This window comes from Vibrio sp. YT-19(2023) (assembly GCF_033337395.1).
Window position 1 is genome coordinate 1 of the sequence record NZ_JAWOQN010000974.1, and the last position, 550, is coordinate 550.

Consider the following 550-nt stretch of genomic DNA (forward strand, 5'->3'; position numbering starts at 1 on the left):
TCAGCATTAGCTAAAGATGACTCTAAGTGACACGCGCCACAGGCGACTAATGCAGGACTAAAGTATTTACCACTCGCAAGAGAAGGGCGCGTATTTTGTTGGCTAGGTAAGTTGTATTGAGTATTGGTATGGCAGGCCTCACAGTTGTTGACTGCGCCAGGGAAAGGCGCTTCACCGCTATGAGCGGAGCCAAAGGCGTGGAATGAGTGCACGTGGTACTTTAGATCAGCCGCCATTCCAGGATAAAACGCAGAACGTTCAGAGTTATGGCAATTTTTACATTGTTGGAAGTCGGTGGCGGCATGTGGATGCTCACCGAGCTTATGGATAGTCAGCTCTTTGTGACAATCGTTACACGATGAAATGTCCGCGCCCACTGGCAGTTTGTGTTGCTTGTTGATGCCAGACACATCAAACGAGCCGGATGCGTTATTGGCGGCAATGACGAAAGGCGATTTGATAAGATCGATGCCTTCAAACGTGACGCATTCGGCGAGCTCGCCATCTCTACGGTTGGCACAAAGTGGCATGTCGGCGATGTTAACCGTCA

General features: G+C 50.0%; 1 protein-coding gene. It reads right to left on the bottom strand.

The genetic code is table 11. The features are described from left to right. Positions 1-550: multiheme c-type cytochrome (locus tag R7E78_RS29505; protein ID WP_411913789.1), on the bottom strand; the 550-nt coding region annotated here is incomplete at both ends.